Annotated in this window: 23 protein-coding genes; 14 read left to right on the top strand and 9 right to left on the bottom strand. The window is 68.5% G+C overall.

Annotation, left to right across the window (positions count from 1 at the left end):
* The first annotated feature begins 10 nt into the window (after positions 1-10).
* The 3 genes from IT779_RS18155 (at position 11) to IT779_RS18165 (ending at position 2,863) form a co-directional block, all read left to right on the top strand.
* Entirely contained in the window at positions 11-895 is an 885-nt protein-coding gene (locus IT779_RS18155; RefSeq protein WP_196150532.1) for an RNA polymerase sigma-70 factor, read from the top strand.
* Positions 896-975: 80 nt separating this feature from the next.
* Positions 976-2,067 carry an NAD(P)/FAD-dependent oxidoreductase gene (locus IT779_RS18160; protein ID WP_196150533.1) on the top strand — a complete coding sequence of 364 codons (1,092 nt, stop codon included), beginning with the start codon at positions 976-978 and terminating at the stop codon, positions 2,065-2,067.
* 70 nt (positions 2,068-2,137) lie between these two features.
* Positions 2,138-2,863, top strand: coding sequence for a Clp protease N-terminal domain-containing protein (locus IT779_RS18165; RefSeq protein ID WP_196150534.1), 726 nt, complete (start codon positions 2,138-2,140; stop codon positions 2,861-2,863).
* A 345-nt stretch (positions 2,864-3,208) separates the two neighbouring features.
* Here the strand turns inward: IT779_RS18165 and IT779_RS18170 are convergent, their stop codons facing one another.
* The gene (locus tag IT779_RS18170) at positions 3,209-5,239 is read right to left on the bottom strand and encodes an NAD(+) synthase (RefSeq protein ID WP_196150802.1); all 2,031 of its coding nucleotides are present in this window, start codon (positions 5,237-5,239) and stop codon (positions 3,209-3,211) included.
* A gap of 218 nt (positions 5,240-5,457) precedes the next feature.
* Between IT779_RS18170 and IT779_RS18175 the strand changes: the two genes are divergently transcribed.
* Positions 5,458-5,760 (top strand): hypothetical protein, encoded by a 303-nt coding sequence (locus IT779_RS18175; RefSeq protein ID WP_196150535.1) that lies wholly within the window; start codon positions 5,458-5,460, stop codon positions 5,758-5,760.
* Between the two features lie 236 nt (positions 5,761-5,996).
* Positions 5,997-7,622 (top strand): chaperonin GroEL, encoded by a 1,626-nt coding sequence (gene groL / locus IT779_RS18180; protein WP_196150536.1) that lies wholly within the window; start codon positions 5,997-5,999, stop codon positions 7,620-7,622.
* Between the two features lie 115 nt (positions 7,623-7,737).
* On the opposite strand, the gene IT779_RS18185 is transcribed toward groL, so the two are convergent.
* Both IT779_RS18185 and IT779_RS18190 read right to left on the bottom strand, forming a co-directional pair.
* Positions 7,738-8,427 carry a ZIP family metal transporter gene (locus IT779_RS18185; RefSeq protein ID WP_196150537.1) on the bottom strand — a complete coding sequence of 230 codons (690 nt, stop codon included), beginning with the start codon at positions 8,425-8,427 and terminating at the stop codon, positions 7,738-7,740.
* A 31-nt stretch (positions 8,428-8,458) separates the two neighbouring features.
* Positions 8,459-9,442, bottom strand: a complete 984-nt coding sequence (locus IT779_RS18190) for an SMP-30/gluconolactonase/LRE family protein (protein ID WP_196150538.1) — start codon at positions 9,440-9,442, stop codon at positions 8,459-8,461.
* A 123-nt stretch (positions 9,443-9,565) separates the two neighbouring features.
* Between IT779_RS18190 and IT779_RS18195 the strand changes: the two genes are divergently transcribed.
* Positions 9,566-10,030 (top strand): MarR family winged helix-turn-helix transcriptional regulator, encoded by a 465-nt coding sequence (locus tag IT779_RS18195; RefSeq protein WP_232541874.1) that lies wholly within the window; start codon positions 9,566-9,568, stop codon positions 10,028-10,030.
* 45 nt (positions 10,031-10,075) lie between these two features.
* Here the strand turns inward: IT779_RS18195 and IT779_RS18200 are convergent, their stop codons facing one another.
* Together IT779_RS18200 and IT779_RS18205 are read right to left on the bottom strand one after the other, a co-directional pair.
* Positions 10,076-10,858, bottom strand: coding sequence for a DUF6585 family protein (locus IT779_RS18200; protein ID WP_332838855.1), 783 nt, complete (start codon positions 10,856-10,858; stop codon positions 10,076-10,078).
* Between the two features lie 194 nt (positions 10,859-11,052).
* Positions 11,053-12,225, bottom strand: coding sequence for an MFS transporter (locus IT779_RS18205; RefSeq protein WP_196150539.1), 1,173 nt, complete (start codon positions 12,223-12,225; stop codon positions 11,053-11,055).
* Between the two features lie 51 nt (positions 12,226-12,276).
* Here IT779_RS18205 and IT779_RS18210 point away from each other — a divergent pair, with 51 nt between their 5' ends.
* The 4 genes from IT779_RS18210 to IT779_RS18225 all read left to right on the top strand — a co-directional run bounded on the left by IT779_RS18210 (position 12,277) and on the right by IT779_RS18225 (position 15,413).
* Positions 12,277-12,633, top strand: coding sequence for an ArsR/SmtB family transcription factor (locus IT779_RS18210; RefSeq protein WP_332838856.1), 357 nt, complete (start codon positions 12,277-12,279; stop codon positions 12,631-12,633).
* A gap of 10 nt (positions 12,634-12,643) precedes the next feature.
* Positions 12,644-13,525, top strand: a complete 882-nt coding sequence (locus IT779_RS18215) for a DMT family transporter (protein ID WP_196150541.1) — start codon at positions 12,644-12,646, stop codon at positions 13,523-13,525.
* A gap of 365 nt (positions 13,526-13,890) precedes the next feature.
* Positions 13,891-14,523, top strand: coding sequence for a TetR/AcrR family transcriptional regulator (locus IT779_RS18220; RefSeq protein ID WP_232541875.1), 633 nt, complete (start codon positions 13,891-13,893; stop codon positions 14,521-14,523).
* Positions 14,524-14,552: 29 nt separating this feature from the next.
* On the top strand, positions 14,553-15,413 hold the full coding sequence (locus tag IT779_RS18225; RefSeq protein ID WP_196150542.1) for an alpha/beta hydrolase family protein: 861 nt from the start codon (positions 14,553-14,555) through the stop codon (positions 15,411-15,413).
* A 21-nt stretch (positions 15,414-15,434) separates the two neighbouring features.
* Here the strand turns inward: IT779_RS18225 and IT779_RS18230 are convergent, their stop codons facing one another.
* Positions 15,435-17,480 carry a prolyl oligopeptidase family serine peptidase gene (locus IT779_RS18230; RefSeq protein WP_196150543.1) on the bottom strand — a complete coding sequence of 682 codons (2,046 nt, stop codon included), beginning with the start codon at positions 17,478-17,480 and terminating at the stop codon, positions 15,435-15,437.
* A 142-nt stretch (positions 17,481-17,622) separates the two neighbouring features.
* Between IT779_RS18230 and IT779_RS18235 the strand changes: the two genes are divergently transcribed.
* From IT779_RS18235 to IT779_RS18245, 3 genes are all read left to right on the top strand, one after another.
* The gene (locus IT779_RS18235; protein ID WP_232541895.1) at positions 17,623-18,567 is read left to right on the top strand and encodes a dipeptidase; all 945 of its coding nucleotides are present in this window, start codon (positions 17,623-17,625) and stop codon (positions 18,565-18,567) included.
* Positions 18,568-18,634: 67 nt separating this feature from the next.
* Positions 18,635-20,038: a dihydrolipoyl dehydrogenase gene (gene lpdA, locus IT779_RS18240; protein ID WP_196150545.1), complete on the top strand. Its 1,404-nt coding sequence runs from the start codon at positions 18,635-18,637 to the stop codon at positions 20,036-20,038.
* A gap of 119 nt (positions 20,039-20,157) precedes the next feature.
* Positions 20,158-20,868, top strand: a complete 711-nt coding sequence (locus IT779_RS18245; protein ID WP_196150546.1) for a polysaccharide deacetylase family protein — start codon at positions 20,158-20,160, stop codon at positions 20,866-20,868.
* Here the strand turns inward: IT779_RS18245 and IT779_RS18250 are convergent.
* Positions 20,834-21,280, bottom strand: a complete 447-nt coding sequence (locus IT779_RS18250; RefSeq protein WP_196150547.1) for a PPOX class F420-dependent oxidoreductase — start codon at positions 21,278-21,280, stop codon at positions 20,834-20,836. The genes IT779_RS18245 and IT779_RS18250 overlap by 35 nt on opposite strands.
* A gap of 42 nt (positions 21,281-21,322) precedes the next feature.
* Positions 21,323-21,868, bottom strand: coding sequence for a carboxymuconolactone decarboxylase family protein (locus IT779_RS18255; protein ID WP_196150548.1), 546 nt, complete (start codon positions 21,866-21,868; stop codon positions 21,323-21,325).
* 138 nt (positions 21,869-22,006) lie between these two features.
* On the opposite strand from IT779_RS18255, the gene IT779_RS18260 reads away from it, so the two are divergent.
* A complete protein-coding gene (locus tag IT779_RS18260; protein WP_196150549.1) occupies positions 22,007-24,277 on the top strand; it encodes a nuclease-related domain-containing protein in 2,271 nt (756 codons plus the stop codon).
* An 11-nt stretch (positions 24,278-24,288) separates the two neighbouring features.
* On the opposite strand, the gene IT779_RS18265 is transcribed toward IT779_RS18260, so the two are convergent.
* A complete protein-coding gene (locus IT779_RS18265; protein WP_196150550.1) occupies positions 24,289-25,023 on the bottom strand; it encodes a GntR family transcriptional regulator in 735 nt (244 codons plus the stop codon).
* Positions 25,024-25,029 lie beyond the last annotated feature (6 nt).

The raw sequence follows: 25,029 nt of genomic DNA on the forward strand, positions 1-25,029 counted from the left end.
AAGGTGACCGGTGGAATCGGAAGGGCTGCGCGAATTCCAGGCGCATCGCGGGCGATTGTTCGCGTTGGCCTACCGGATGCTGGGTTCGGCGACCGAGGCCGAGGACGCGGTGCAGGAGGTCTACCTGCGCTGGGACGGCACGGATCGGGCCGTCATCGGTTCCGCGGAGGCGTGGCTGACCACGGCGGTGGTGAACCTGTGCCGCACCTGGCTGGTGTCGGCGCGGGCGCGTCGCGAGACCTATGTCGGTCCGTGGCTGCCCGAGCCGGTGCCGACCGCGCGCGGTGAACTCGGCCCGCTGGAGACCGTCGAAGAGCGCGAACAGGTTTCGCTGGCACTGCTCGCCACGCTGGAGCGGCTCGGTCCCGTCGAGCGCGCGGTTTTCGTGTTGCGCGAGGCGTTCGGTTACGCGCACCGCGAGATCGCCGACATGCTCGCGATCTCGGAGTCGCTGTCGCAGCAGTCGTTTCGGCGGGCGACCCAGCGGGTGCGCGCGGACGCACCGCGTTTCGAGGTCGATCCGGGCCGGGCCGCCGCCCTGCTCGAACGGTTTCTGAACGCGGCGCGCTCCGGTGACATCGCGGCGCTGGAGAAGATGCTCGCGGCCGACGCCACCGCCACCGCCGACGGGGGCGACCGGATCAACGCGGCGCGCAAACCGGTGCTCGGTGCGCGTCGGGTCGCGCGGTACCTGGCCGGGCTGTTCCGCTTCGCGACCCCGGAGATGCGCGTGGAGACGCGCGAGATCAACGGCGCGCCCGCCATGGTGGTGTGGCTGGACCGCACGCCCGTGGTCGTGGTCGACGTGCGGTGCTCAGCAGAGGTGGTCACCTCGCTGCGGCTGATCGTGAATCCGGACAAGCTGGCCTATCTCGGGCGGGTCGGCGGGGTGTGACGCGGCTCATGCGCCGGGGCTGTCATGGATCGGGTGGCTGTCCGGTCTAGGTGGTGTCGGCAATCGGAAGGAGCCACATCATGAGCGCGGAACATCGGATCGTCGTCCTCGGCGCGGGCTACGGGGGACTCGCGGCGGCGCTGCGTCTGGCGCGCGGGCGCGGGGTGCGGGTCACCGTGGTCGACTCCCGTGCGGAATTCGTGGAGCGCGTGCGGCTGCACCAGCGGGCCGCCGGGCAGTCCATCCCGCGCTGGGATCTGCGGGAGCGTCTGAGTGGCAAGGGTATTCACTTCGAGCGGGCGCGGGTGCGCGGTATCGACCTCGACGCGAAGCGGGTGGATCTCGAACCCGTCGCACCCGATGGCGAAACGGCCATCGACTACGACACGCTGGTGTACGCCCTCGGCAGTGGATTCGATCCAGCGGGTGTGCCGGGAGTGGTGCGGTACGCGGTGTCGGTGGCGACGCCGGAGGACGTGCGCGAGCCGCGCGGGTCGGTCGCGATCGTCGGCGGCGGGGCAACCGGTATCGAATTGGCCGCCGAACTGGCCGAATCGCGGCCGGGTTCGCGGGTGACGCTGCTGAGTTCGGAGGAGCCGGGCGGGTGGATGTCCCCGCGTGCGGCGGCGCATGTGCGGCGGGCCCTGGAACGGCTCGGGGTCGAGATTCGTTCGGGGGCAAAGGTCGTCGAGGTGCTCGCCGACGGGGTGCGGCTTGCCGACGGGAGCGTGGTCGCCGCCGATACGACCGTGTGGACCACCGGATTCGGCGTGCCTCGGGTTGCGGCGGAATCGGGTCTCGCGGTCGACGCGCACGGGCGGGTGCGCACGGACGCGAGTCTGCGGTCGGTGTCACATCCTGATGTGTACGCGATCGGCGACAGCGCGGTGCTTCCCGGTCGCGGCGGTCGAGAGCTGCGGATGGCGTGCGCGACGGCGATTCCGTCGGGCGGATACGCGGCGCGCGCGATCGCGGCCAGGCTGCGCGGACACGAACCCCGCGATTTCGATTTCCGGTATGTGGCGCAGTGCGTGAGCCTCGGGCGCCGGGACGGGGTGATCCAGCTGCTTCGCGCCGACGATTCGCCCGCGCGCACGGTGCTCACCGGTCGACTCGGTGCGCGGGCGAAGGAGTTGGTGGTGCTCGGTGCGGGGTGGTCGGTTCGGCCCTGAGCGGTGATCTGCTGTGGATCAGCGTCAACCAAGTGTTGACGATCGAAAATCGTCAACCTATGGTTGACGCATGACCTCATTTCGACTCGATGACCTGATCAACGGCATCAAGAAGGCTCGTCCCGACAACGTTCTCGACCAACTCTCCGACGCGGTGGTGGCGGGCAGTCACCTCGGTGAACTCGCCGACCACCTCATCGGCCACTTCGTCGACCAGGCCCGCCGCTCCGGCGCTTCGTGGACCGACATCGGCGTCAGCATGGGCGTCACCAAACAAGCCGCTCAGAAACGCTTCGTGCCCAAGGATCCCGGCGATCCGGCCGAGGCCACCACCATGGACCCGAACGCCGGATTCGCCCGCTACACCTTCCGTGCCCGCGCCGTCGTCGTGGCCTCGCAGGAAGCGGCGCGGCTGGCGGGCAATCCGCTGATCGGTACGGGGCATCTCGTACTCGGCCTGCTCAGCGAGCCGGACGGTCTCGCGGTCAAGGAAATCCTGACCAGCGGAGTGGAATTGGACGCGGTGCGCGACGCGGCAACGGCATCGCTGCCCGCCCCCGAGGGCGAGGTGCCGCCGATGGTGCCGTTCGGGCCAGAAGCGAAGAAGGTCCTCGAGCTCACCTTCCGCGAGGCGCTGCGGCTCGGCCACAACTACATCGGCACCGAACACATCCTGCTCGCCTTGCTGGAACAGGAGAACGGCACCGGCACGCTGTCCGGGCTCGGACTCGACAAGGCGCGCATCGAAACCCACCTGCGGGAGGTGCTCGCGGCGATCGTCGCCGACAAGCCTTGAGCCCGAGTCTCGTTCGCGTGCTCGCCGCGCGACGTGTGCTGCGTGTGGTGGCGCGTGCGCACGGTATCGGCATGCGTGCGCGGTTCCTCTCGGGGCTCGCACGCACTGCTCGCCGCGATGGCTAGCTCGCGCGGGCATGCCGCGATGCTCGGTGTGCGCGCCTGCTTTGTTCGCGTGCGCGGTGGGTGCGCCGCCGCCACGTGGTGATTCCGAACGATCGGACGGAGTCGCCGAACCTGTTGCACCGGAAACCTTTCCGCCAGTGGAAGCGGCGGCGCCTCGACTCGCCGCTCGCACAGTGGTCTGCATGCGCGGTTCGCCACGCGTGGAATGGATTTCGGGCGCTCAGTCGGGCACGTTGCGGGCGAGTTCGTCGAGCCAGGCCGCGGCGGACGCGTCGCTGGGGGCACGCCAGTCACCGCGCGGTGACAGCGAACCGCCGGAACCGACCTTCGGGGCGTTGGGCAAGGTGGAGCGTTTGAATTGGCTGGTCTGGATGAAGCGACGCAGGAATTCGGCCAGCCAGCGCTTGATGGTCGCCAGGTCGTAGGCGTTGCGCTGGTCGGCGGGAATCAGTTCGGGCCATGCGCCGACCGTCGGATCCGACCACGCCCGGTGTGCCATGTAGGCGATTCGGCTCGGGCTGTAGCCGAAACGCAGGAGGTAGTACAGGTGGAAGTCCTGGAGTTCGTACGGGCCGACGGTGGCCTCGGAACTCTGCCCGGGGTCGTCGGCGTCGGCGCCGGGTACGAGTTCCGGTGAGATCTCGGTCTGGAGAATGGATTTCAACGCCTCGCCCGCCTCGGGACCGAATCGTCCGGTATCGGCGGTCCACGCGATGAGGTACTTGATCAGGGTCTTCGGCACCGAGGCGTTCACGCTGTAGTGCGCCATGTGGTCGCCGACGCCGAAAGTGCACCAGCCCAAGGCGAGTTCGCTGAGGTCGCCGGTGCCGACCACAAGCGCGCCGTGCTGGTTGGCCAAGCGGAACAGATGCGAGGTGCGTTCGCCCGCCTGCACGTTCTCGTAGGTGATGTCGTAGTGCGCGACCCCTTCCGCCGCCGGGTGGCCGAGGTCGCGCAGCATCTGGGTCGCGGACGGGCGGATGTCGATCTCCGCGGCGCGCACGCCGAGGGCCGCCATCAGCCGGTGCGCGTCGGTGCGGGTGCGGGTGCTCGTGGCGAACCCGGGCATGGTGTAGGCCAGCACGTTCGTGCGCGGCAGGCCGAGCCGGTCCATGGTCTCGACCGCGACGATGAGCGCCTGGGTGGAGTCGAGGCCACCCGATACGCCGATGACCAGGCGCTGCGATCCGGTGGCGCGCATGCGCGTGCTCAATCCCTCGACCTGGATGTGGTGCACCTCGGCGCAGCGCTCGTCCAGGGCCGCCGGATTGCTGGGAACGTAAGGGAAGCGCGGCAATTGGCGTGTCAGCGGCACCGGACCGTCCGGTATCGGCAGCCGCAGCGGTAGCCGCCGCATGCGGGTCAACCGCTCGCGGTGGTCGTGCACGGTGTCGGCGAAACTGGTGGTGCGCAAGCGATCCGCGGCCAGGCGGCGCAGATCCAGGTCGGCGTGCACCAGGCGCGGGTGATCGGCGAAGCGTTCGCCCTCGGCGAGCAGGTCGCCGTTCTCACAGATCAGCGCCTGGCCGTCCCAGGCCATATCGGTGGTCGACTCGCCATGTCCCGCAGCGGAATACAGATAGGCCGCGAGATATCGAGCGGAATGCGATGTGCACAGCGCGCGCCGATAATCGGCTTTCCCGATCACGATATTGCTCGCGGAGAGATTGACCAGAACGGTGGCGCCCGCCAATGCGGCATAACCGCTCGGCGGCAACGGCACCCAGCCGTCCTCGCAGATCTCGAGATGGAACACGAAACCGTCGAGATTGTCGGCCGTGAACAATAGATCGGCGCCGAACGGCACGCGCTGCCCGGCAATCACGATCTGGTCGTCCAATGCCTCGCGGGCCGCCGCGAATTGCCGTTTCTCGTAGAACTCCCGGTAGCCGGGAAGGTAACTCTTGGGCGCCGCGCCGAGCACCGCGCCGCCGTGGATCGCGACCGCGCAATTGAACAACCGGCCCTGCGCGCGCAGCGGCGCACCGACGATCAGCACGGTGTCGATATCGGCGCTCTCGGCGACGACGCGTGCCATCGCCTCGGTCACCGCGACGTCGAGGGCGTCCTGGTGGAACAGGTCGTCGGCGGTGTAGCCGGACAGCCCCAACTCCGGGAATACGGTCAGCACCGCGCCCGCGTCGGCCGCCCGGCGCGCCAACGCGAGGGTGTGCGTCGCGTTGTGGGCCGGGTCGGCGACCCTGACCTGTGGCACCGCCACCGCGACACGGGCGAACCCGTGTCGGTACATCGAGTCGAACGGCAGGTCCGCCACCGCGCCCCCTCGTCAATCTCAGGACGAACGATCATGATCCGCCCCGAAATCTACGCCGCCGCGCCCGCGGACGCCCCATCGCGGTGCCGGGCGGAATTCCGGGCCGGTGGGCGGGGAAGTGCGACCACCGGACACGGATACTCGCGAAACACTCGTGCGCTGAGCGCGCGGGCGTATCCGGTTAAGCTATAGCGATGGCGGATGACACCGACGAAATGGATTCCGACCTAGTGGCGGGGGAACGTCGCATCGATTTGTTGCGCGCGCTTTCCTATGTATCCACGGAATCCGGGCCGGACGGTGAATATATCGTCAACGGCGATCTGCCGCCCGAGGTCGCGCCCCCGTTCATCCGCGCGATCATGCGGGTCGAGGCCGAACTGCTGCTGCACGACGCCGAACTGGTCACCGTCGACAACGAGGAGCCGCGCACCCCCGACGAGCGCCGCACCGACGCGTTCGTGGCCCTGGTGCTGCGCATCGATGACTGTCGGTGACCGTGGGGAGTCGACCCTCCGAGGTCGCGTTCGACCTTGCACTCGGCACCGGCGAGTGCTAGAAATGGCTTTGGCACTCTCCACGTGTGAGTGCCAGGTCGGGACGGTGAGATCGGGTTCCATCGACACCCCTGGTCGTCCGTCGCGGGCACCGAACCTGGCCAGCGTCAATAGGGCGACCCAACCGGCGGTCGTCCTGTGTGTCAGCCATACACATGGAGGATCTCGAGAACGCCATGGCCAAGACAATTGCGTATGACGAAGAGGCCCGCCGCGGCCTCGAGCGGGGCCTGAACGCCCTCGCCGACGCGGTCAAGGTGACGCTGGGCCCCAAGGGGCGCAACGTTGTCCTGGAGAAGAAGTGGGGCGCCCCCACGATCACCAACGATGGTGTGTCCATCGCCAAGGAGATCGACCTGGAGGACCCGTACGAGAAGATCGGCGCCGAGCTGGTCAAAGAGGTCGCCAAGAAGACCGACGACGTCGCCGGAGACGGAACCACCACCGCCACCGTGCTCGCCCAGGCGCTGGTGCGCGAAGGTCTGCGCAACGTCGCGGCCGGTGCGAACCCGCTGGGTCTGAAGCGCGGCATCGAGAAGGCCGTCGAGGCCGTCACCGCCAAGCTGCTCGACACCGCCAAGGAGGTCGAGACCAAGGAGCAGATCGCCGCCACCGCCGGTATCTCGGCGGGCGACGCGTCCATCGGTGAGTTGATCGCCGAGGCCATGGACAAGGTCGGCAAGGAAGGCGTCATCACCGTCGAGGAGAGCAACACCTTCGGACTCCAGCTGGAGCTCACCGAGGGCATGCGCTTCGACAAGGGCTACATCTCCGGTTACTTCGTGACCGACCCGGAGCGTCAGGAAGCGGTCCTCGAGGACCCGTACCTGCTGCTGGTCAGCTCGAAGGTCTCCACCGTCAAGGACCTGCTTCCGCTGCTGGAGAAGGTCATCCAGGCCGGTAAGCCGCTGCTGATCATCGCCGAGGACGTCGAGGGCGAGGCCCTGTCGACCCTGGTCGTCAACAAGATCCGCGGCACCTTCAAGTCCGTCGCGGTCAAGGCCCCCGGCTTCGGTGACCGTCGCAAGGCCCAGCTCGCCGACATCGCCATCCTCACCGGTGGCGAGGTCATCAGCGAAGAGGTCGGCCTCTCGCTGGAGACCGCCGGTGTCGAGCTGCTCGGCCAGGCGCGCAAGGTCGTCGTCACCAAGGACGAGACCACCATCGTCGAGGGTGCGGGCGACGCGGAGGCCATCAAGGGCCGGGTCGCTCAGATCCGCGCGGAGATCGAGAACTCGGACTCCGACTACGACCGTGAAAAGCTGCAGGAGCGTCTGGCCAAGCTGGCAGGCGGCGTCGCGGTCATCAAGGCGGGCGCGGCCACCGAGGTCGAGCTCAAGGAGCGCAAGCACCGCATCGAGGACGCCGTCCGCAACGCGAAGGCCGCCGTCGAAGAGGGCATCGTCGCCGGTGGTGGCGTGGCCCTGCTCCAGTCGGCTCCGGCGCTGGACGCGCTGAACCTGACCGGTGACGAGGCCACCGGCGCCAACATCGTGCGCGTCGCGCTGTCGGCTCCGCTGAAGCAGATCGCCTTCAACGCGGGCCTCGAGCCCGGCGTCGTCGCGGAGAAGGTCTCGAACCTGCCCGCGGGCAACGGCCTCAACGCCGACTCGGGCGAGTACGAGGACCTGCTGGCCGCCGGTGTCGCCGACCCGGTCAAGGTGACCCGTTCCGCCCTGCAGAACGCCGCCTCCATCGCCGCGCTGTTCCTCACCACCGAGGCCGTCGTGGCCGACAAGCCGGAGAAGGCCGCCGCTCCCGCGGGCGACCCCACCGGCGGCATGGGCGGCATGGACTTCTGAGTCCAGCTCCCCAGCACCACCTTTCACCCCGAAAACCGGCCCACCCCACCAGGTGGGCCGGTTTTCGGCATTTCGGGCGCTCGGATCCGCCTCGCGATATCGAGAAGAAGGTGGTTCAGCCGCCGAGGACGAAGGCGGTGAGAAAACCTGCGGCGGTGGCCATTCCTACCCACCAGCCGCCTTCCTTGTAGGCCTCCGGCATGAGGGAGTCGGCCAGGACGGCTATGGTGGCGCCGCCCGCGAAGGCTTGGACGATGGCTATGTGGGTTTCGGAGAGGTTGTCGGACAGGCTGTTTCCGAGGACGGTGACGGCGACGAGGATGACGGCGGTCGCGGTCCACATGGTGAACGCGCGGCGGTGGGAGAAGCCGTGTTCGCGGCGCATGAGGGCGGCGCCGCCGATGGCTTCGGGGACGTTGCCGACGGCGACCGCGACCAAGAGCACCACGCCGCCCTGGGTGGTGAGGGTGACGCCGAGCGCGGTGTTCTCCGGCACGCCGTCCAGGACGGTGCCGAGCATCAGGGCCCAGCCGATGGCGGCGGGGCCGAGTCGGGTCTCGATGGCGTGGTCGGCGATCACGTAGACGCCAGCGCCGAAGAACAGCGCGAGGCCTGCGACGAGCGGGCCGCCGACCTGGAACGCCGGTTCGAACAATTCGGAGGACACCGCGGCGATCATGGTGCCCGCGCCGAACGCCATCAGCGTGGCGAGCACCTGTTTCGGCAGACTCCACCGCAGTCCGATCGCCGCGCCGACGACCAGTGGCGCGGCCGTGCCCACACCGTAGAGCAGCGCTTCGAGCATGGGCTCACCTTAGGCGGCGGCTCGGGCGGGGTCAGATTCCGGTGACGGTGAGGATGCGGAAGGGGGCGGTGGGGGTGCCTTCGCCCATCGGTCCGCCTCGGTCGAATTGTGAGGCGACGACGAGGGTGGTGTCGTCGATGCGGACCAGGGTGGTGGGGATGGCGAGGGCGGGGTCGGTGAAGGCGGCGGTTCTGGTGGCGGTGGCGCGGTCTTCGGTGAGGGTCCACCTGGTGATGGTGTTGGTCAGGTTGTGGGCCGCCCACAGGGAGTTCTCGCGTAGTTCGAGGCCGTCGCCGTTGACGAGGTCGCCGCCGACGAGGGTGACTTTCCGGATGGGGTCGGCGCCGGTGAGCGGTATCCGGTACAGCTCGCCGGGGACCATGTCGACGACGAGCAGGTAGCGGTCGTCGGCGACGATGCCGTTGAGGTTGAAGGCGTTGGGCGCGCGGGCGGCCAGTAGTCCACTGAGGTCGAATTGCGTTGTCATTTCCGTGATTCCGCCGCCGCTGCGCGCTTGTTCCAACTGCGCGGGGGTGATTCGGTAGACGACGCCGCGCACGGAGTCGGTGACGTAGGCCGTGCCGTCCCGGGTGATCGCGAGGTCGTTGACGAATCGCGGTGCGGCGCCGGGGACTTCGAAACGCGCCAGGGCGGTGCGCGAGGCGAGGTCGTAGACGGTCACGCCGTGTGTGGAGTCGGTGACCCAGAGTCGGCCCGCGCCATCGACTTTCAGCCCGTTGGCGGTGCGGCGTCCGTCGGCGCCGGAGGGGAGGAACACTTCGGCGGCGCCCGCGCCTTTGGCGGCACGGTAGACCGCGCCGTCGGTGTAGGAACCGACGTAGGTGTCCCCGGTGCGCGGGTCGGCGGCGATGCCTTCGGGGTAGACGCGTTCGCCGGGCAGCGTGTACGCGGTGGTGAGCGGTGCGCTCGGTTCGTCGGAGCCGCAGGCGGTGAGGCTCGTGGCGAGTAGCGCGGCGGCGGTGGCGGTCAGGAATCGGAAGCGAGTGTGGGACATGGGGTCCTGCCTCTGCGATCTCGTGATCGAATGAAGTCATATCAAATGACGAGCACGAATGTATATTAGAGCTCTAATGATCGTCAAGACTCGAACTTCCAGGTGGGCGGATACCATGCGTGCATGACGTCCATGCCCAGCGCCGAACGCCTTGGCGGCTATGTCAAGCGCGCCGAACAGGCGCTCACCATGGCGAAGAACGCCGCGCTGAAACCGGCGGGCGTCACCGTGCCGCAGTACTCGGCGCTGTTGTTCCTGACCGAGAATCCGGGCATATCGGCCGCCGCGCTGGCCCGCCTGTGCGGGGTGACCCCGCCGACGATGAACACGATCCTCGGCAACCTCCAGGACCGCGGGCTCATCGAACGCACGCCGCACGAGTGGCACCGCAACGTGCTCGAGACGCACCTCACCGAGCGCGGCGCGGCCGTGATGCGCGACGCGGACGAACGGGCGGTGCGCGTGGAACGGACGGTCGACGGGGCGTTCACCGACGCGGAGGGCGCGACCCTGCGTGAGCTACTCGCCAGGCTCATCGATGCCTTCGACGCGGTCCGCACCGAATCCGCCGTCGACCCGAAGGCGTAGTCGCGAAACCGGGCACGGCCGACACCCAAGGCTCGAGCGGGCCGGTCAGTCGAAGGGCGTGACCCGCAGACGCTCGGCCAGCTCGTTGAAGATGTAGAAGTTGGGGATGTTGGCGACCGGCATGAGCGAATGCCAGCGCCCGTCGACCTTGATCCTGACCAGTCCGCCGCGCGCGTCGATGAGCTGGATCCGCTCCCACGGGTAACTCTGGTCGAGGTGCAGCAGCGCGTCCAGGTTCAGCGCCACCTCACCGAAGTGCACGGTTTCGCCGTTGTCGATCGCGGTGACCGCCCGCGGCAACTGGGTGGCGGTTATCGCGGACTGGATCGCTTTACCCCATTCCGGCCCTTCGCCGAAAAGGATGTCGTCGAAGATCGCGTGCGCGCCATCGGGGCCGGTCATTTCCAGCGCGTATTCCGAAGGGGGTCCGCTCTGGAACGCGACGACCCGCTGCCGCACTTCGGCGGTATCCCACCGGAATCCTTGCACGCGTTCCCCCGCGCGATAAATGGTCATACCGAAATCGAATAAATCGAGTCGGGATGACCTGTTCTGCCGATTCAGCTGCCCGCGCCACAGCGCGAACGCGCCGGGAACGGCGGCGAGCAGCCCGATCGCGATGCCGCCCGGCACCGCACCGACGGCGACGCAGATGATGCCGAGGATCGCCAAACCGCCTGTGACGATGATGAATCCGCGCAAGAGGGTGTCGCTGGCCGCGCCGACGGGCAGGAAGGTCTGACGGTGTGCGCCGAGTTTCTGATACTCGGACATCAGATGGATCAACTGGGTCAGCGGGACGGTCCGTCGTTCACGGGTCTCGCTCACGTCGTGCTCCGTCAAGTTCGGAGTGGCCAATCGTCCCTCCACAAGGCGGCTTTCATCCGCGCGAAAGCGTATGACACTCGATCCGCGACCGCTACCGCAGCACCGACTTTTGTGGCCGTACGGAATTCACCGGTATGCCCGCCGACGGGGATCGTATTGATGCGCCCGTGATATCACAGCTGGTCCACGCGCTTTCATGCGATCGCGGGCGCGGGCTTTTCGCGAGTGCGCAATCCGAAACCCGCCGTGACAGCCAGCAACGCGATTCCCACCGAGACCCACGGCACCACCGAACTGCCCGCGGCGCCGAGTACCGCGCCGCCGATGATCGCGCCGAGTCCGCCGCCGAGGTAGGTGGCCGAACCGTTGAGGCCGAGCGCCACCGTCGGCGCGTCGGGCGCGAGGGCGAAGAGCCGATGTTGTTGCGGCACCATCGTCATGCCGACGAAGAATCCGGTGACGGCGAGCGAGACGAAGACGGCCCAGGTGATCTCGGTGGTCGTCGCTAGGCAGAACAGGCCGAGCGCGGTGCCGAGCAGTGCGACGGCAAGGGTCGGGCGCGGGCCGTAGCGGTCGACCCAGCGGCCGATGAGGCCGGTGCCGACGACCTGGCCGATGCCCATCGCGAGCAGCAGCCAGGGGAGCAGGCTCTGCGAGACCGAGGGCGCGACGACCACCGGCAGGTAGTTGAGGGTGATGAAGGTCGCGGTCATGGCGACGGTGCTGACCGCGAGGACGCCGAGGACCGGCGGGCGGATCAGGACCCCGAGCCGGTCCCGCAGTCCGGTGCTCGGCAGGGTGACGCGCGGCAGCAGCGGCACCAGGGCGGCCGCGACGGCGCCGCCGACGGCGATCAGCCACAGCACGCCGCGCCAGCCGATCCAGCGTTCGACGAAGATCCCGATCGGCACGCCCGCGACGGTGGAGACGGTGATGCCGCTGGCGACGATGGCGAGCGCGCGTCCGCGTCCTCGATCGTCGGCGAGGACGCCCGCGACGGCGAACGCGTTGGCCTGGAAGGCGGCGGCGCCGATGGCGGCGACGATCCGGCCGAGCGCCATGACGGCGAAGGTGGTTGCCGCGGCTTGCCCGATCATGCCGAGCACGAACAGCGCCGCGCCGCCGCCGAGGAGGGTGCGGCGGTCCCACGATCCGGTGGCCGCGGCGATGAGCGGTGAGGCGACGGCGTATGTCCAGGCGAACAGGGTGGTGAGCTGGCCCGCGGTGGCCACGGAGACGTCGAGGTCGGTGGCGATGAGCGGGAGCATGCCGGTGAGGACGAACAGGTCGGTGCCCAGGACGAAGGTGCCGACCGCGAGCGGGATGAGCGCCCGCCACGGATTGTTCGATCCTTGTCGAATTATCATAGTGTTAGGCTCCGATACAATTCGATGACTGTCAAATTATTAGGAGTCGTAGTGCGTCAACTGCCCCAGCCGAGCGTCGGCGACCTGGATCTGGTCCGAGTGCTCAGCGCGTTCGCCGATCCGGTCCGGCTCGAGCTGGTCAGGTCGTTGGCGGGCCGTCGCGAGCCGCTGAGCTGTTCGGCCCAGGCATTCGACGTCGAGGTGACCGCCGCGACGCTGTCGCATCACTGGAAAGTCTTGCGGGACTCCGGCGTCACGACCACTTACGTTTCGGGTCGCAATCGCCTGATCGAATTACGCGAACGGGATCTCGACGCGCGGTTCCCGGGTCTGCTCGGCGCGATCCTGTCCGGTGTCGATGCCCGCGCTGTTCCGACTTCGGTTAAAAACATGTCGGCCGGTCGGTAGTCTGCGGGGCATGACGCACCTGCCCGCCATCGGATTCGCCCTGGTGGCCGCGCTGTGCGTGGCGCTGAGCGCGGTGTCGCGTCAGCGGGAGGCCGCGCGGGTCCCCGACGGTGACCTCGGCGCTTTCGGCGTGCTCGGCTCGCTGGTACGCCGCCCGAACTGGTGGCTCGGCACGGCGGTCGGCGCGGGCGGTTACATATTCCAGGCGCTGGCGCTCGGCCGCGGTTCGGTGCTGCTCGTGCAGTCGCTGCTGGTGACCTCGCTGCTGTTCGCGCTGCCGCTGGCGGCGGCCTTCTCCGGCCGCGTGGTGCGCCGCGCGGAATGGCTGTGGGCGACGGTGCTGGTCGCCGCGATCGTGGTGCTGCTCGTGGTCGGCGATCCGAGGCAGGGACATCAGCACGTGTCGAACCGGCGCTGGCTGATCACCGCCGCGATCGGAATCCCGCTGCTGCTCGGCTGTGTGCTCGGTGCGCGCAGGCGGGTTGGACGCACCAGGGCGCTGCTGTTGGGGTTGGCGGCGGGCGCGATGTTCGCGCTGGCGGCCGTGCTCACCAAGAGTCTGGTCGCGCTGCTCGGCGACGGACCGCTCGCGACGTTCACCTCGCCGGTGCCGTACGCGCTCGCCGCGGTGGGGCTGGCCGCGGTGACGTTGCAGCAGAACGCCTATCACGCGGGCGACCTGCAAGCCTCGCTGCCCGCGGCCACGGTGGCCGAACCGGTGATCGCCGCGGTGCTCGGCGTGCTGTTGCTCGACGAATACCTGGACGCCGATCGTGATCATGTCCTGTTGCTCGTGGTGGCCTTCGCCGCCTTGATCGCGGCGACCCTCGCGTTGGCGCGTTCGGCCGCCGATACCGGCCGCGACGACCAGCCGGCGCGGGTGCGCGCGTGACGGGTGCGGGATATCCGAATTAAGACCTGACCGCCCCAGCGGAAAACGGTCGTTGCTTTGGCGAGAAAAACTCTATGATTTCCCTTCAAAAAGGGTGTCCAGTAACGGGGCGCTCGGTATGACACCATCTGGCAAACAGTCAGTGACGGTTCGGTATCGGCCGCCGCGGCGCTACTTTGCGGCAAATCCTCTGATTTGTGCTGCTAGAGCAGGTATCTGGGACAGTTGCGGCCCGGCATGTGGGCGAAGATGGTGAGCTCGCTGGAGTGACGCCATCTTTCGGCTATCGCGCGGTCCGGCGTGGCGCGAGACGAAGGGCCCGATCCATGACAAGGGGCTCGGACGCTTCGGTATTGTCTGGCCCAATGTCACAGGATGCGAATACGGGACGAATGTATGCCGGGCAACCCGTAGAGGACCGGCAACGTCAGCGGCGTGCGCGTTTTCTGGAGTCGGGCCTCACGGTCTTCGCACGCGACGGCTACGCCAATAGCTCGGTCGGCGCTATCTGCAAAGACGCGGGCCTCTCCTCGCGGCAGTTCTACGAGGAGTTCACCGGACGTGAATCCTTACTGCTCGAACTGTACGAGCAGATCGACAAGGAGTCGCGCGACTCGGTGACCACCGCCCTCGACGGCAGAACCGATGCCAGCGCGCTGGAACTCATCGACACCGCGGTGCGCGCCTACGTCGAATCGATCGGCTCGGATCCGCGCAAGGCGCGGGTCGCGCTGGTCGAGGTGGTCGGCGCGGGACCGAAGGTCGAGAAGTTCCGTCTCGAACTCCGTCGCACCTGGGGCTCGCTGCTGGCCAGCGCCGCCGAGGACGCCGCGCTACACGGCGAGATCCCGCCCGGTGACTACGAGATGCGCGTGCTCGCCATCATCGGCGCGGTCAACTACGTCGTCGACGCGTGGAGCGGCGCCGATCCGCGTCCGCCGCTCGACGATGTGATCGGGGTGCTCAGCCGGGTGATCATGGGGGCGGTCAAAGCCTGACCGCGCCCGCGGCGGGTAGCGTGCGCGACATGGAGACCGTTGCGATCCAGGCGCCCGACGGCAGCACGATTCCGGTGCGGCTGCTACCCGCCCGCGGAACGCACCGGCATCCCGTGACGCCCGACGCGCCGCGTCCCGTCGTGGTCGTGATGCCGGGACTCGGTGTCCCCGGCGCGTACTACCTGGTCTTCGCGCGGTATCTGGCCGAGCGCGGCTTCGACGTCGCGGTCGGCGAGATGCGCGGAAACGGTGACAGCACACCGAAACCCAGCGCCACGAGCGCCTACGGGTACCACGAGCTGGTCTCGGTCGACCTGCCCGCGATCTTCCAGGTGGTGCGCGACCGCTTCCCGGCGAGCACCCCCTACCTGCTCGGCCACAGCATGGGCGGCCAGCTCGCCGTCCTCTACGCCTCGCGCGTCAGGGGCAGGCTCGGCGGGCTACTGCTCATCGCCTCCGGCACGCCGTATCACCGCGGATTCCGCGGTGTATTCGGTCCGGGCATGCTGGTCGGGACCACCGCGGCGGCGCTCACCGCCAACCTCGCGGGCTTCTGGCCGGGCGACCGGATCACGGTGGGCGGCTTCGGTCGCCAGTCGAAGGTGCTCGTCTCCGACTGGGCGAGGCTGGCGCGCACCGGCCGGTTCGTGCCGGTCGGCGCGGACATCGATTACGAGGAGCGGATCACAAGGCTGAAGTTGCCGGTGCTCTCGATCACGATCGCGGGCGACGAACTGACGCCGCCGGGTTCGGCCGAGCACCTGCTGTCGAAGATGCCGCTGTCCGAGGTCACCACCTGGCATCAGCCCGAGCCGCTCGGCCACAACGGGTGGATCACGGACCCGAACTCGACGGTCGACCGGATCGAGAAGTGGTTGCGGGACAGGTGATGTCCCGCAACCGGTCGCGAGTCAGCCTTTCATGAGCTGCTCGGCGAAGAACTCGTAGATCAGCGCGGCCTGGAACGCGGACTGCTTGTTGTCGGCCGCGCCGCCGTGGCCGCCCTCGATGTTCTCGTGGTACCAGACCGGATGGCCGAGCTCCTCGAGCAGCGCCGTCATCTTGCGGGCGTGCCCCGGATGCACGCGGTCGTCGCGGGTGGAGGTGGTGATCAGGATCGGCGGGTACCGCAGATCGGAGCGGACGTTCTGGTACGGCGAATATTCGCTGATGTAGGCCCATTCCTCCGGCTTGTCGGGATCGCCGTATTCGGCCATCCAGGACGCGCCGGCGAGCAGCAGGTGATAGCGCTTCATATCCAGCAGCGGCACCTGGCACACGATGGCGCCGAACAGTTCCGGGTAGCGGGTGAGCATCACGCCCATGAGCAGACCGCCGTTGCTGCCGCCGACCGCGCCGAGCTGCGCGGGCGTCGTGATGCCGCGCTCGACCAGATCCTTCGCGATCGCGGCGAAATCCTCGTAGACCTTGTACCGGTTGGCCTTCTGCACCGAGGTGTGCCACTGCGGGCCGTATTCGCCGCCGCCGCGGATATTGGTCATCACCCAGGTGCCGCCGCGTTCGAGCCAGCCCATGCCGGAGGCGCCGCTGTAGGCGGGGGTGCGCGAGACCTCGAAACCGCCGTATCCGGACATCACGGTCGGGCCCGGCACGCCGCGCCGGTCGCGACGGCGGATGACGAAGTACGGCACCCGCGTTCCGTCCTCGGAGCGGGCGAAGAACTGCTCGGTCTCGACGGTGTCGGCGTCGAAGAAGCCAGGTTCCTGTTTGAGCTTCTCGGCGCCCTGCCCCACCGAACCCGCCAGCAGGGTGGTGGGGGTGGTGAAACCGCTGGTGGTGAGCATGTATTCGTCGCCGCCCTCCAACGGGTCGAGATTGGCGACGCTGGTCGAGGCCATCGGCGGGGTGTCGGCCAGCGGTTCGCGTTTCCAGCCCTCGGCGGACGGGGTGAGGACGTACAACTTGGTCTGCACATCCTCGAGGGTGGCCAGCAGCAGATAATTCTCGGTCCAGCCGAAGCCGTGCAGCGCGGTGTGCTCGTCAGGGGTGAACACGATCTCGAAATCCCGTTCGCCCGCGAGGAATCGCTCGAAATCGATGGCGAGCAGCGCGCCGGCGGGATAGGCGGCGCCCGCGATCTCCCACGGCGACTTGAGCCGGATCAGCAGCCAGTCCTTGTACCAGGACTCGCTGGCGTCGGTGGGGATGTCGAGGCGACGCAGCGACCCGTCGTCCTCGAGCAGGAAAACCTCTTCGTTGAAGAAGTCGGTGGCCCGCCCGACGAAATGGCGTTCGTATCCCGGCGTCCTGTCGTAGCCTGCCGATACCGCGACATCGCTCGGTTCGCCTTCGAAAACCGTTTCCGCCGAGGACAGTTCGGTGCCGCGCCGCCATTTCTTCATGATTCGCGGATAGCCGGATTCGGTGAGCGAGCCGGGCCCGAAATCGGTGCCGACGTAGACGGTGTCGATATCGATCCAGCTCAGCTGGGATTTCGCCTCGGGCAGGTGGAATCCGCCGTCGGCGGGATCGATGAAAGTGCGGCTCGCCATATCGAATTCGCGGACCACCTTGGCGTCGGCGCCGCCGCGCGACAGGCTGATCAGTGCGCGCGACTGCTCGGGGCGCAGCACTCCCGCGCCGCCCCACACCCAGTTCTCGTCCTCGGCCTCGGCCAGCGCGTCGACATCGATGAGCACATCCCAGTCCGGCGCGGGTTTCGCGTATTCGTCGAAGGTGGTGCGCCGCCACAATCCGCGCGGATGTTCGGCGTCGCGCCAGAAGTTGTAGAGCCACGGCCCGCGCCTGCCCGGATACGCGATCTTGGTGTCGGTGTCGAGCATGTCGAGGATGCGACCTTCGAGCTCGACGAAGCGGTCGGACTCGGCGAAGGCCGCCACCACCACCTCGTTGTGCGCCCGCGCCCAGTCCAGCGCGCGGTCGTCGGTCACCTGTTCCAGCCACAGGTAGGGGTCGGTCGCAGTCGGCTCGCTCATGGCAACATTCTCACGTAAGCGACCGAGAATCGGGGCGTTCGGTCGCCGTTGCCCCCGCCGGAACGCGAACGAACAGGAGCGAGTCGTGTCTTTCGAAAAAGCTTCTGCCGCTCTTCTGTGGGAACAGCACTGTTGCCTGCCGATGTCGCTCACCGCGCGGGTCACCGAACTGACCAGGTATCCGGTCGGTTCCTACCTGTCGGTGAATGTCGGCTACGCGCCGCAGACCACCGCCGACACCCTGGCGTTGCTGCGGCTGTTCCGCACCGACGCGGTCGCCGACGGCCGTTTCCGCCTGGTCCGCACCCTCGCCGACATCGCGCGGGCCGACACCGCCATCGCGCTCGCCTTCGACCTCGAGGACTGCGGTCCGCTCGGCGGCGACCTCGACAATGTCGCGGTATTCCACGCCCTCGGCGTGCGCTCGCTGGCCGCGACCTACAACCACGCCAACGCCGCGGGCTGCGGCTGCCTCGACACCGACGACACCGGCCTGACCGGCTACGGCCGCGACCTGGTCCGCGCGCTGAACGAGGTCGGCATGTTCGTCGACGGATCGCACTGTTCCCGGCGCAGCGGGCTGGACATGGCCGAACTCACCGAGACCCCGATGATCTACAGCCATTCCAATTTCGCCGCGCTCTGGCCGCATCCCCGCAATATCACCGACGAACAGGCGGTGTCCTGCGCGCGCACCGGCGGCGTGATCGGGATCAACGGGGTCGGCATATTCCTCGGGCGCAATGCCGAATCCGAGCGCGCCGCCCGCGTCGAGGCGATGGCGCGGCATATCGAATACGGCGCCGAACTGGTCGGGATCGACCATATCGGGATCGGTTCGGACTTCTCCTTCGACGCCGACGACTTCAATGCCGAGATACGCGCGAATCCGGAGAACTTCTCCGACGACTACACCAAATACGGTCCGCTGTGCTGGGTGCCGCCAGAAGACCTGCTCGGGCAAGGCGCCACACCGGGGCTGGACGAACTGCTCGCCGGGCGCGGATTCACCCCCGCCGAGCGCGCCGCGGTATTCGGCGGGAATTTCGCGCGCGCCGCCGCACGGGTGTGGCGCGATCCCGCTTGAGCGCGCGAGCGCACCGATGCGGGGGCACGCGCGGTGAAGTTCTCGTGACAGAGCTAGGCTCGCAGATGTGACTTCCCACTACGATGTCGTCGTTCTCGGCGCTGGTCCCGGCGGTTATGTCGCCGCGATCCGTGCCGCTCAACTCGGCCTGCGAACAGCGATTGTCGAGAAGAAATACTGGGGCGGTGTATGCCTGAACGTCGGCTGCATCCCGTCGAAGGCGCTGCTGCGCAACGCCGAACTGGCCCACATCTTCACCAAGGAGGCCAAGACCTTCGGTATTTCCGGGTCGGCGAGCTTCGACTTCGGTGTCGCGTTCGACCGCAGCCGCAAGGTCGCGGACGGCCGGGTCAAGGGCGTTCACTTCCTGATGAAGAAGAACAAGATCGACGAGTTCGACGGTGTCGGCTCCTTCGTCGACGCCAATACGCTCTCGGTCGCGCTCAGCAAGGGCGGCGACGAGCGGATCACCTTCGACAACGTGATCATCGCGACCGGCACCGTCACCAAACTGCTGCCTGGCACCGCGCTCAGCGACAACGTGGTCACCTACGAGGAGCAGATCCTCACCCGTGAGCTGCCCGGCTCCATTCTCATCGTCGGCGCGGGCGCGATCGGCATGGAGTTCGGCTACGTCCTGAAGAATTACGGCGTCGACGTGCGGATCGTGGAATTCCTCGATCGCGCGCTGCCCAACGAGGACGTCGACGTCTCCAAGGAGATCACCAAGCAGTACAAGAAGCTGGGGATCACCATCACCACCGGCGCCGCTGTGCAGTCGATCGACGACGACGGGTCCAAGGTCACGGTGTCGATCAAGGACAACAAGTCCGGTTCGGTGGAGACCGTCACCGTGGACAAGGTCCTGCAGGCGGTCGGCTTCGCGCCCCGCGTCGATGGCTACGGCCTGGAGAACACCGGCGTCGCGCTCACCGAACGGGGCGCGATCGCCATCGATGACAACATGCGCACCAACGTGCCGCACATCTACGCCATCGGTGACGTCACGGCCAAACTGCAGCTCGCGCACGTCGCCGAGGCGCAGGGCGTGGTCGCCGCCGAGACCATCGCGGGCGCGCCGACGCTCACCCTCGGCGACTACCGGATGATGCCGCGCGCCACCTTCTGTCAGCCGCAGGTCGCCAGCTTCGGCCTCACCGAACAGCAGGCGCGCGACGAAGGCTACGACGTCAAGGTCGCCACCTTCCCGTTCACCGCCAACGGCAAGGCGCACGGCCTCGGCGACCCCACCGGCTTCGTCAAACTGATCGCCGACAGCAACTACGGCGAACTGCTCGGCGGCCACCTCATCGGCCCCGACGTCTCCGAACTGCTGCCCGAGCTCACCTTGGCCCAGAAGTGGGACCTCACGGTGAACGAACTCACCCGCAACGTGCACACCCACCCCACCCTGAGCGAGGCGCTGCAGGAGGCCATCCACGGCCTCGCGGGCCACATGATCAACTTCTGATCGGCTCCGACAGGGCGGCGGCATCGACACGGCGGCGGCATCCGGATTCGGGTGCCGCTGTCTCGTTCGCGCCGCGTTCGCGGTTGGCGTTCGACGGGCGTGCGCGATAGACACGTACGGTGCGTCGGAAGATCCTGCTCGGTGGTGCCCTCGTCCTGGTCGTCGCGGCGGTGCTCGGGTTCGGCGGCTACCGGGCGATGAACGCGCGCACCTTCCAATGGACGGGTCGCCTGGTGGCGCGCGTCGACACCGCCGAGAAGGTGGTGGCGCTGACGCTGGACGACGGGCCGAGCGCGAGGGCGCCGGAAGTGCTGCGGGTTCTCGCCGAGGCCGAGATCCGAGCGACCTTCTATCTCAACGGCCGCGATCTGGCGGCACGCCCCGAGGCGGGGCGGGCCATCGCGGCCGCGGGCCACGAGATCGGCAATCACACCTACACCCATCGACGCATGATCCTGGTCTCCGGCGACACCATCCGCGCCGAGATCGAGGACACCGATCGCGAGATCGCCGCGACCGGCTACCGAGGTCCCGTCACCTTCCGACCGCCCTACGGCAAGAAGCTGTGGGGTCTGCCGAAATACCTGTCCGACCACGACCGGACCACGGTGATGTGGGATGTGGAACCCGATTCGGGCAGGTCGGCGACCACCGACGAGATCGTGGCCGAGACCGTGCGCGGGGTGCGCCCGGGGTCCATCGTGCTGCTGCACGTGATGGGCGAGCACGGCGCGACCTCGTTGGCCGCGATTCCCCGCATCGTCGCCGAATTGCGTTCGGCCGGCTACCGCTTCGTCACCGTTTCCGATCTGATCGGTCGCGGTCGGTGAGCATTCCGTACGCGCGCTCCGGGATGATGCGGACTATGGCCCTGCGGTCGGCGACCATCGCGCGTCGGTAGTCGGCCCAGTCGGGGTGTTCGCCCGCGGCGGTGCGGTAGTAGGTGACCAGTGCGTCGACGGTGGCGTCATCTGTGGATTCGGCGGGCGGGGTCAATTCGACCGAGCCTTCGAGTACGGCGTAGGAGAAGAAGTCCGCGCTGGTCACGTGCAGTGCGGCCCAGGGGGTGCGGCGCAGGTTGTGATACTTGGCACGGTCGGCGGTGATGGAGATCGAGATGTCGCCCGCTTCGCCGACCACGTGCAGGACGTTGGACAACTGCGGGCGGCCGTCGCGGCGCAGGGTGGTCAGCACCGAACGGTCGGTGGTCGTGGCGAACCGGAGAGCTGCGGAGAGGTCCATACGTGAGGTAACCGCGAACCGTGGGCGTGGCTTCCCGTCGGACTATCTGTCGTCGCGTTGGATGCGCAGGGCGGTGATGGTGGCGGCGAGGCCCTCGTACTGGTTGGTGAGCAGGACGATCTCGATCAGGGCGCGCTCGTCGTAGTGTTCGGCCAGTTCGTTCCAAGTGGCGTCATCGAGGTCGCGGGTTTCCACCACCCTGTCGACGGCGGTGAGCAGGGCACGGTGTTTCGGTGACCAGCCGGGCGCTTCGGGGCCGGTGTGGATGCGGTCCAGGATTTCCGGGGTGATCCCGGCGCGTTTGCCGAGGCGGATGTGGTGATCGGTCTCGTACGCGCAGTCGCGCAGGTGGGCCACGCGCAGGATGACCAGTTCGGATTCGTGGCGCGGAAGGCGACCGCCCGGCATGAGTTTGCCCGAATAGTGCAGCCAGCCGCGGAAAAGTCCTCCGGTGCGGCCGAGCGTGCTGAACAGGTGCGCGTCGGGAGTGCCCGCGGCGCGGGAAAGCACCTGCCACGCAGCCCAGTTGAGCGGACCGAGCTCGCGTAGCCGTCCGGGGGCGATACGCGGTCGCGACGTCGAAACCATGGCCCTTGCCTCTCGTCGAACTCGGATGGGGAGCGCGGAACCGGTGCGCCAGCGTACCCTTTCACATCGGTGCGGCGTGTATGTGACAGCACGCGAGCGGCGCCACGAGTCGGATCGGTGGGCAGGGGATATCGCACGATGCTGGTGAAGGTCAGGCCTGGAGCCCAGCTCTCCGCGGCCGAACGGGAATTCGTGGAATGCCTGGGCGCGTATCCGATCACCTGCCTGGCAGCCGTCGACCTGCACGTCGGTGACAACGGCACCCGCCAGATCGACACCGTGCTGCTGACCCCGCGCGGCATCGCGGTAATGGAGGTCAAGGGATTCCGGCGGCGGCAGAGCGGCATCCTGCGCGTGGACGACGACCCGTGGACCATCAGCGACGTACCCGCCGACCTCGACGACGAGTCGACGATCAGCACCTCAGCGCAGGTGGAGCAGGCCGTATTCGTGATCAAGGACAAACTCGAACGCGCACTGATCGATCCGGGCGCCATCTGCGGAGCGGTGGTGCTCGTGCCGTACCGCGGCGTGGTGGTCCGCCCCGCCCACACCACGATTCGCCCCGGACTCGACGTCCTCGTCGCCAACGTCCCCGACTCCACCGAATTACGCCTCTACGTGCAGAATTACATGGCCTCCGCGCGGGATTGGAGCGCGGATCGGGTACTCGCGGCGGCCCAAGCCCTCGGCGTCGGCGACGCACCGACGCACGCCGACCTCGTCGCCGACGGGTTCGCCGCGAACGCGTTCGCGGCGCAGACGGCTCCGCGAACCGCTCCGCAGGCGAAGTCGCGCAAGCGCCCATGGAGGACGCAACGCGCCGCGACGCTTCCGGCACCGCCGCCGAGTCCGAAGCCGTCCTCGAAACCGACGCTGCCCATGAGCCTTCCCTCGGGTTCGGCCCCGTCCTCGAGCCCGCCGCCGTCGAGTTCGGCACCGCCGTCGAGTGCGACGCCGTCTTCGAGACCGACGCCGCCCTCGGGTACGACGCCGCCCTCAGGTACGCCGCCGCCCTCAGGTACGACGCAGCCCCCGGGTTCGGCTCCGGCTTCGAACCCGCCGCAGCCCTCGGGTTCGGCCTCGCCGTCGAGTTCGAATCCGCTGCCGAGTGCGAAGCCGTCCTCGAGACCGACGCTGCCCTCGCGTTCGGCTCAGCCTTCTAGTCCGCCGCAGCCTTCTAGTCCGCCGCAGTCCTCGGGTTCGCCGCAGTCCTCGGGTCCGGCCTCGTCGTCGAGTGCGACGCCGTCCTCGGGACCGCCGCAGTCCTCGGGTTCGGCTCCGCCTTCGAGCTCGCCCTCGGGTTCGCCGCAGTCCTCGGGTCCGGCCTCGTCGTCGAGTGCGACGCCGTCCTCGGGACCGCCGCAGTCCTCGGGTTCGGCTCCGCCTTCGAGCTCGCCCTCGGGCTCGCCGCTGCCTTCGGGCCCGCCGTCCCCTGGTTCGGCTCCGTCCTCGGGTTCGGCTCCGCCTTCGGGTTCGTCGCAGTCCTCGGGTTCGGCCTCGTCGTCGAGTGCGAATCCGCTGCCGAGTGCGGCGCCGTACTCGAACCCGGTACGGTCCTCGAGCCCGCCGCTGCCGTCGAGTTCGGCTCCGTTGTCGAGTGCGACGCCGTCCTTGGGACCGACGCCGCCCTCGGGTTCGGCTCCGCCTTCGAGCTCGCCCTCGGGTTCGCCGCTGCCTTCGAGCCCGCCGTCCTCGGGTTCGGCTCCGTCCTCGAGTGCGAATCCGCCGTCGAGCCTGCCGCCGTCCTCTAGCTCGCCGTCGTCCTCGGGTTCGGCCTCGTCGTCGAGTGCGAATCCGCTGCCGAGTGCGCCGTCGTCCTCGAGACCGACGCAGCCCTCGGGTGCAACGCCGTCCTCGGGACCGACGCTGCCCTCGGGTTCGCCGCTGCCCTCGGGTTCGCCGCTGCCCTCGGGTTCGCCGCAGTCCTCGGGTTCGCCGCAGTCCTCGGGTTCGGCCTCGTCATCGAGTGCGAATCCGCCGTCGAGCCCGTCGCTGCCGTCGAGCTCGCCGCCGTCGAGTTCGAAACTGCCCCCGACGCAACCTCCGGGTTCGGGACTGCCCCTGGGTTCGGGACTGCCTTCGAGCCCGCCGCCCGCGAGTTCGAAGCCGCTCCAAGAGCCGAGAACGCTTCCCGGTCGGAAGCCGCGACCGAAGCCGAAGTCGTCGAGTCGGGGTCAGTCCGCGGGTGCGTTGGCGGTGCTCGCGGTCGCGCTGATCGGCATGGTCCTGGTCGCCGGGGTGATCGTCACCGCCCTGGTGTCCAAGAACGACTCCGCCTCGGAGACCGGGGACGCGCCGCCGCCGACCAGCGTCGTGACCACCGGCCCCGCGACCCCGAGTCCGCCGCCGACCAGCCCCGCACCCCGCTCCCGGGCGGGCTGCTTTCCCTTCCAGGCCAACTGCTGACCGCGTCGCGGTCAATCACGCATGGCGCGACCGAGTTTGGTCAGCCGCAGCGCCTGCTGCGCGCGGGCGAGCGCGTGCGCGCGTGAGGTGTCGATATGGCCGACCAGCGCGCGCAGCGCGGTATCGGGGGCACCGGCGAGCAACTGTTCGGCGACGGTGATGTGCTCGGCCGTCATGGTGGCGATGCGTTCCGGTGTCGGCAGGTCGAGTGTGCGCAGCGGGCGGACCCGGACGTAGACGGCCGTGAGCGCTTCGGCGAGCGCGGTATTGCCCGCCGCCGCCAACAGCGTCAGGTGGAACTGTTCGTCGGCGGCGACCAGCGCCGGTCCCGGTTCGGGCGGATCGTCGCGAAGTGCGAGCCACCGTTCGAGTTCCGCGCGCACCGACGTCAGATCGTGTGCGGGAGCCACTGATTCGGGTTCGACGACGCGGTGCGCGGTGCGACCGGTCTGTTCGAGCACCCGCTGGATTCCCCTGGTCTCCAGCACGATCCGCAGTTCGTACAGGTGGTCCAGTTCCTCCAGGCGCGGCCGATACGGGTAGAGGCCGTCGGCGTGGCGTTCGACGAGCCCGTCGGCCTGCAGCCGGGCCAGCGCCTCGCGCACCGGAGTGCGCGAGACGCCGTAGGTCTCGGCGAGACGTTCCTCGCCGAGCCGCTCGGTCGGCACGATGGCGCCCGCGGCGAGGTCGCGGCGCAGCGAGTGGTAGACCCGCTCGCTCAACGAGACTCGCCCCTTGCGAGGCACGCCTCC

It is taken from the genome of Nocardia bovistercoris (assembly GCF_015674855.1).
Taxonomy (GTDB): Bacteria; Actinomycetota; Actinomycetes; order Mycobacteriales; family Mycobacteriaceae; genus Nocardia; species Nocardia bovistercoris.

Excerpts from the sequence above, each read along its gene's own strand:
- IT779_RS18160 (WP_196150533.1), top strand. The coding sequence starts at position 976 with ATGAGCGCGGAACATCGGATCGTCGTCCTCGGCGCGGGCTACGGGGGA.
- IT779_RS18165 (WP_196150534.1), top strand. The coding sequence starts at position 2,138 with ATGACCTCATTTCGACTCGATGACCTGATCAACGGCATCAAGAAGGCT.
- IT779_RS18170 (WP_196150802.1), bottom strand. The coding sequence starts at position 5,239 with ATGTACCGACACGGGTTCGCCCGTGTCGCGGTGGCGGTGCCACAGGTC.
- IT779_RS18175 (WP_196150535.1), top strand. The coding sequence starts at position 5,458 with ATGGCGGATGACACCGACGAAATGGATTCCGACCTAGTGGCGGGGGAA.
- groL (WP_196150536.1), top strand. The coding sequence starts at position 5,997 with ATGGCCAAGACAATTGCGTATGACGAAGAGGCCCGCCGCGGCCTCGAG.
- IT779_RS18185 (WP_196150537.1), bottom strand. The coding sequence starts at position 8,427 with ATGCTCGAAGCGCTGCTCTACGGTGTGGGCACGGCCGCGCCACTGGTC.
- IT779_RS18190 (WP_196150538.1), bottom strand. The coding sequence starts at position 9,442 with ATGTCCCACACTCGCTTCCGATTCCTGACCGCCACCGCCGCCGCGCTA.
- IT779_RS18195 (WP_232541874.1), top strand. The coding sequence starts at position 9,566 with ATGACGTCCATGCCCAGCGCCGAACGCCTTGGCGGCTATGTCAAGCGC.
- IT779_RS18205 (WP_196150539.1), bottom strand. The coding sequence starts at position 12,225 with ATGATAATTCGACAAGGATCGAACAATCCGTGGCGGGCGCTCATCCCG.
- IT779_RS18215 (WP_196150541.1), top strand. The coding sequence starts at position 12,644 with ATGACGCACCTGCCCGCCATCGGATTCGCCCTGGTGGCCGCGCTGTGC.
- IT779_RS18220 (WP_232541875.1), top strand. The coding sequence starts at position 13,891 with ATGTCACAGGATGCGAATACGGGACGAATGTATGCCGGGCAACCCGTA.
- IT779_RS18225 (WP_196150542.1), top strand. The coding sequence starts at position 14,553 with ATGGAGACCGTTGCGATCCAGGCGCCCGACGGCAGCACGATTCCGGTG.
- IT779_RS18230 (WP_196150543.1), bottom strand. The coding sequence starts at position 17,480 with ATGAGCGAGCCGACTGCGACCGACCCCTACCTGTGGCTGGAACAGGTG.
- IT779_RS18235 (WP_232541895.1), top strand. The coding sequence starts at position 17,623 with ATGTCGCTCACCGCGCGGGTCACCGAACTGACCAGGTATCCGGTCGGT.
- IT779_RS18250 (WP_196150547.1), bottom strand. The coding sequence starts at position 21,280 with ATGGACCTCTCCGCAGCTCTCCGGTTCGCCACGACCACCGACCGTTCG.
- IT779_RS18255 (WP_196150548.1), bottom strand. The coding sequence starts at position 21,868 with ATGGTTTCGACGTCGCGACCGCGTATCGCCCCCGGACGGCTACGCGAG.
- IT779_RS18260 (WP_196150549.1), top strand. The coding sequence starts at position 22,007 with ATGCTGGTGAAGGTCAGGCCTGGAGCCCAGCTCTCCGCGGCCGAACGG.